Source organism: Shigella sp. FC1544 (genome assembly GCF_001722145.1).
GTDB lineage: Bacteria > Pseudomonadota > Gammaproteobacteria > Enterobacterales > Enterobacteriaceae > Escherichia > Escherichia coli.
In genome coordinates, this window is sequence record NZ_MECT01000131.1 from 1 (window position 1) to 5,533 (window position 5,533).

Here is a 5,533-nt window from a genome sequence, read left to right on the forward strand (position 1 = left end):
TTGAGAAGCGGTGTAAGTGAACTGCAGTTGCCATGTTTTACGGCAGTGAGAGCAGAGATAGCGCTGATGTCCGGCAGTGCTTTTGCCGTTACGCACCACCCCGTCAGTAGCTGAACAGGAGGGACAGCTGATAGAAACAGAAGCCACTGGAGCACCTCAAAAACACCATCATACACTAAATCAGTAAGTTGGCAGCATCACCCTTTACGCCACTCATTATTTTCATGTATTGCCAGCAAAGTAGCATAAGCGGCAATAGCCGCAGCGGGATGTTTTTGGCAGGCTTTGCTTAAGTATTCCAGGTGCTTTTTCTTGCCATTTACACCGAGGATCAGAATTTGAATCGCATCCGGGTGATTCGTTTTCCATAGCCATTTGACAAGATCTTCAGCATTGGCGTGTATGTGAGTGAAAAGGTCCGTGTATTTTACGGGATAGTCGACAGGTAGCTTGAGAAGAATCCGGCTTACACCACGCATTCCATTATTTGCCAGCAACGTAGCCAGATATTTGCGGAAATCATTATATAGCGGTGGGAAACCATATTTTTCCTGGATGGCCAGGGCAACATCATCGCTTACCATCATACTTAACCAGGTCATCGCCGGAACGTTTTGGTCTGCATAACGTAGCGCCATAGCATTGGCAATATCCGGGCATTCGGGGAGCAGTAACGCCGCAAAAGGTTGCCGTGCTGGGGATAGCGTCGGAATGGCGGCGAGTACTTTATCTACACAGCGTTGCCACTCATCTTCTGAAGCGAGTGAAAGATGATGACATAGACGTTGATGCCAACTCGGCAGCGATTCTGCTTTGTGATTAGGTGGAATGATGGTGGTTACTGCGCCTTTTACTGGTTTATATCTAAGTTGAAGAGCGAGAAGGGCAATTTCAACGGCACTTTCCAGACCACAGCGAATGACTAAGTCATCGACCAGTTCATCTGCAGAGTAAGAGTTCCAGAAACTCCAGAGCAATGCTGCATCAGATTGTGCACTCCCTGTCTGTTGATTACCCTGAACTCGCATTTGTAACTCAGCAAAAGCCTGCTGCCAGTTTTCTGGATAAGAACGGTAATTGTTGGCGGGATCATATGCCCTGGTGTTATTCGCGATGAGCTGCCATATTTGACCATCTTTGTGCAGATAATTGATCTCTCTGGGGCGAGAGCGATGAGGAAAAGCAAATCGATTAATATCGTCAGTTAGCCGAATGACCGCATCATCAGCCAGCCAGGGGCGTTGGTTTTTACTCTCAGGGGAAGTTTCAACTTCAGGAGTGGCTTTGGTAATGGGGGGGATATGCACGTTTGCTGAAGCATTTTCCACATAGCCTTTTTTCGTTTTCTCTGCGATCAGCTTAAGCTCCGCTTTTGCCGCTGCCGCAGCATCCGCAAAACTTTTTATCTGGCTTTGCCCGTTAGTGCCGACTTTGCCCCAGTTGATATGCAGCTCGTTTCCCTGCTGCTCAATCGCCCAGAATTTATGTGATTTTTCGTCCTGATAGATAAAGTGTCTCATTCTGCATCCCTGTAATTTTATCCAGTTGAATGCAGATGCTACCAGTATTTATGCGGGTTAGAGAGAGACAAAATCGTAAGAAAACAACTTTAGGAATTTATAAAGAAAAGGCGCTGTCGATGCAGCGCCTTGAAGGGGGATTATTTCACCTGATGACCCGGTTTAGCACCAGCATCCGGGCTTAGCAGGAAAATATCTTTCCCGCCAGGACCGGCAGCCATCACCATGCCTTCGGAGATACCGAAGCGCATTTTACGTGGTGCCAGGTTAGCCACCATAATGGTGTGACGACCAATCAGTGCCTGCGGATCCGGGTAAGCAGAACGAATGCCGGAGAAGACATTACGCTTTTCGCCGCCGAGATCCAGCGTCAGGCGTAGCAGTTTGTCAGAACCTTCAACAAACTCTGCGTTTTCAATCAGCGCCACGCGCAGGTCAACTTTGGCGAAGTCGTCAAAGGTGATGGTTTCCTGAATCGGATCATCTGCCAGCGGGCCAGTTACCGGCGCGGCAGCTGCTTTCACTTCTTCTTTAGACGCTTCCACCAGTGCTTCAACCTGCTTCATATCTATGCGGTTATACAGCGCCTTGAACGGATTCACTTTATGGCCCAGCAGCGGTTGCTGGATACCATCCCAGGTCAGTTCCGTATTAAGGAATGCTTCTGCGCGCTCGGTCAGTTTCGGCAGTACCGGCTTCAGGTAAGTCATCAGCACGCGGAACAGGTTTATGCCCATTGAGCAAATTGCCTGCAGGTCGGCATCGCGGCCTTCCTGTTTCGCTACCACCCACGGAGCCTGTTCATCGACATAGCGGTTAGCCAGATCAGCCAGCGCCATGATTTCGCGCACTGCTTTACCAAATTCGCGGCTTTCCCACGCTTCACCAATCACTTCAGCGGCATCAGTGAAGGTTCTGTACAACTGCGGGTCAGCCAGTTCGCTTGCCAGCACGCCGTCAAAACGCTTGTTGATAAAGCCCGCGTTGCGGGAGGCCAGGTTAACCACTTTGTTCACGATATCGGCATTCACGCGCTGAACGAAATCTTCCAGGTTGAGATCGATATCATCAATGCGCGAAGAGAGTTTCGCAGTGTAGTAGTAACGCAGGCTGTCGGCGTCAAAATGATTCAGCCAGGTGCTGGCTTTAATAAAGGTACCGCGAGACTTAGACATCTTCGCGCCGTTCACCGTCACATAGCCATGAACAAACAGGTTGGTCGGCTTGCGGAAGTTGCTGCCTTCCAGCATTGCTGGCCAGAACAGACTGTGGAAGTAAACAATATCTTTACCGATGAAGTGGTACAGCTCGGCGGTGGAGTCTTTCTTCCAGTATTCATCGAAGCTTACGCTGTCGCCGCGCTTGTCGCACAGATTCTTGAAAGAACCCATATAGCCAATCGGCGCATCTAGCCAGACGTAGAAATATTTACCCGGCGCGTTCGGAATTTCAAAACCGAAGTACGGCGCGTCGCGGGAGATATCCCACTGTTGCAGGCCAGATTCAAACCACTCCTGCATTTTATTTGCCACCTGCTCCTGCAACGCACCGCTGTGGATCCATGCCTGCAACATTTCGCTGAAAGAGGGCAGATCAAAGAAGAAGTGTTCAGAATCACGCATTACCGGCGTAGCGCCAGAAACCACCGATTTCGGCTCGATCAATTCAGTCGGGCTGTAGGTCGCGCCGCAGACTTCGCAGTTATCGCCGTATTGATCCGGGGATTTACATTTCGGGCAGGTGCCTTTTACAAAACGGTCCGGCAGGAACATGCCTTTTTCCGGATCGTACAGCTGAGAGATGGTGCGGTTTTTAATAAAACCGTTTTCTTTCAGGCGAGAGTAGATAAGTTCTGACAACTGGCGGTTCTCTTCGCTGTGCGTCGAGTGATAGTTGTCATAGCTGATGTTAAAGCCTGCGAAATCAGTCTGATGCTCCTGACTCATTTCGCCAATCATCTGCTCCGGGGTGATACCAAGCTGCTGAGCTTTCAGCATGATCGGTGTACCGTGGGCATCGTCGGCGCAGATGAAGTTGACCTCGTGGCCGCGCATTCGCTGGTAACGGACCCAGACATCAGCCTGGATGTGCTCCAGCATATGGCCGAGGTGGATTGAGCCGTTAGCGTACGGCAGTGCGCACGTCACCAGAATTTTCTTCGCGACTTGAGTCATAGTAGGCATTACTTCTTAATAGTGAAAAGGGGTTAGATAGTACCAAATGGGAAAATGTTAAGTAAGTACTTCTCTATATTCTTCAGGTAAACTATCAGCTGATGGTTTATCTATACAAAAAAGGAGTCGGGATGAACGAACAATCCCAGGCCAAATCACCAGAAGCCTTGCGCGCAATGGTCGCCGGGACACTGGCCAATTTTCAGCACCCAACCCTGAAGCATAACCTCACCACGCTGAAAGCGTTGCACCATGTCGCCTGGATGGACGACACGTTGCATGTGGAACTGGTTATGCCATTCGTCTGGCATAGCGCGTTTGAAGAGTTAAAAGAGCAATGTAGCGCCGAACTGCTGCGTATCACCGGGGCGAAAGCTATCGACTGGAAACTGTCGCACAATATCGCCACCTTAAAACGCGTGAAGAATCAGCCGGGTATTAATGGCGTGAAGAACATCATTGCGGTCAGTTCCGGTAAAGGCGGCGTGGGTAAATCCTCCACGGCGGTAAACCTGGCGCTGGCACTGGCGGCGGAAGGGGCGAAAGTCGGCATTCTGGACGCCGATATCTACGGCCCATCAATTCCCACCATGCTGGGCGCAGAAAATCAGCGTCCAACTTCGCCGGACGGTACCCATATGGCACCGATTATGTCTCATGGCCTGGCAACCAATTCAATTGGTTATCTGGTCACTGACGACAATGCGATGGTGTGGCGTGGACCGATGGCGAGCAAGGCGTTAATGCAGATGCTGCAGGAAACCTTGTGGCCGGATCTCGACTATCTGGTGCTTGATATGCCGCCAGGCACCGGTGACATTCAATTGACGCTGGCGCAAAACATTCCAGTAACTGGTGCAGTCGTGGTCACCACCCCGCAGGACATCGCGTTGATCGATGCGAAAAAAGGCATTGTGATGTTCGAGAAAGTCGAGGTTCCGGTGCTCGGTATTGTCGAGAACATGAGTGTGCATATTTGCAGTAACTGTGGTCACCATGAACCGATTTTCGGTACCGGTGGTGCAGAGAAACTGGCTGAAAAATACCATACACAGCTGCTGGGGCAGATGCCGTTACACATCTCCTTACGTGAGGATCTCGATAAAGGCACGCCAACGGTTATCAGCCGTCCGGAGAGCGAATTTACCGCTATCTACCGCCAGCTGGCTGACCGCGTTGCAGCTCAGCTCTACTGGCAGGGTGAAGTCATTCCAGGCGAGATTTCCTTCCGCGCGGTCTAACGCCTATTAACCATTCTGGTTATTCTTCATACACCGCAGAGATGTTATATTGATGCGGTGTATTTGTTTTTGCCGCATTAATGAACACTTATTTAATACTGCGAATATTCTGCGGACCTTCGTCCGAAACTCTACAAAGTCGATTGATCGTACAGGCAATGCTTCATTATCATCCTTCGTGGCTGTGTAGTGGATGTACAGCTATAGTTTGTTATGCACTCATTCTATCCAGGCATAACCTTTACTACAGGGATAACGTTCAATGAATAAGTATTGGCTGTCAGGTAATGCTGCCAACTTACTGATAGTGTTTTATGTTCAGATAATGTCCGATGACCTTGTCATGCAGCTCCACCGATTTTGAGAACGACAGTGACTTCCGTCCCAGCCTTGCCAGATGTTGTCTCAGATTCAGATTATGTCGCTCAATGCGCTGAGTGTAACGCTTGCTGATAACGTGCAGCTTTCCCTTCAGGCGTGATTCATACAGCGGCCAGCCATCCGTCATCCATACCACGACCTCAAAGGCCGACAGCAGGCTCAGAAGACGCTCCAGTGTGGCCAGAGTGCGTTCACCGAAGACGTGCGCCACAACCGT

The 5,533-nt window shown here is 50.2% G+C and carries 3 protein-coding genes and 2 pseudogenes; 1 reads left to right on the forward strand and 4 read right to left on the reverse strand.

Going from position 1 to position 5,533, the window contains the following annotated elements; genetic code table 11:
* The 3 genes and pseudogenes from BGK49_RS26040 to metG form a co-directional block, all read right to left on the reverse strand.
* A partial coding sequence (locus BGK49_RS26040) for an IS1 family transposase (RefSeq protein WP_001393286.1) occupies positions 1–147 on the reverse strand: 147 nt, incomplete at its 3' end.
* Between the two features lie 56 nt (positions 148–203).
* Positions 204–1,520 (reverse strand): annotated as a pseudogene (locus BGK49_RS08900) (WGR domain-containing protein); the annotation flags it as partial.
* A gap of 140 nt (positions 1,521–1,660) precedes the next feature.
* Entirely contained in the window at positions 1,661–3,694 is a 2,034-nt protein-coding gene (metG, locus tag BGK49_RS08905) for a methionine--tRNA ligase (protein ID WP_005042702.1), read from the reverse strand.
* Between the two features lie 131 nt (positions 3,695–3,825).
* On the opposite strand from metG, the gene apbC reads away from it, so the two are divergent.
* The gene (gene apbC, locus BGK49_RS08910; protein WP_001005448.1) at positions 3,826–4,935 is read left to right on the forward strand and encodes an iron-sulfur cluster carrier protein ApbC; all 1,110 of its coding nucleotides are present in this window, start codon (positions 3,826–3,828) and stop codon (positions 4,933–4,935) included.
* A 298-nt stretch (positions 4,936–5,233) separates the two neighbouring features.
* Here apbC and BGK49_RS08915 read toward each other — a convergent pair.
* A pseudogene (locus BGK49_RS08915) lies at positions 5,234–5,533 on the reverse strand (IS1-like element IS1X2 family transposase); the annotation flags it as partial.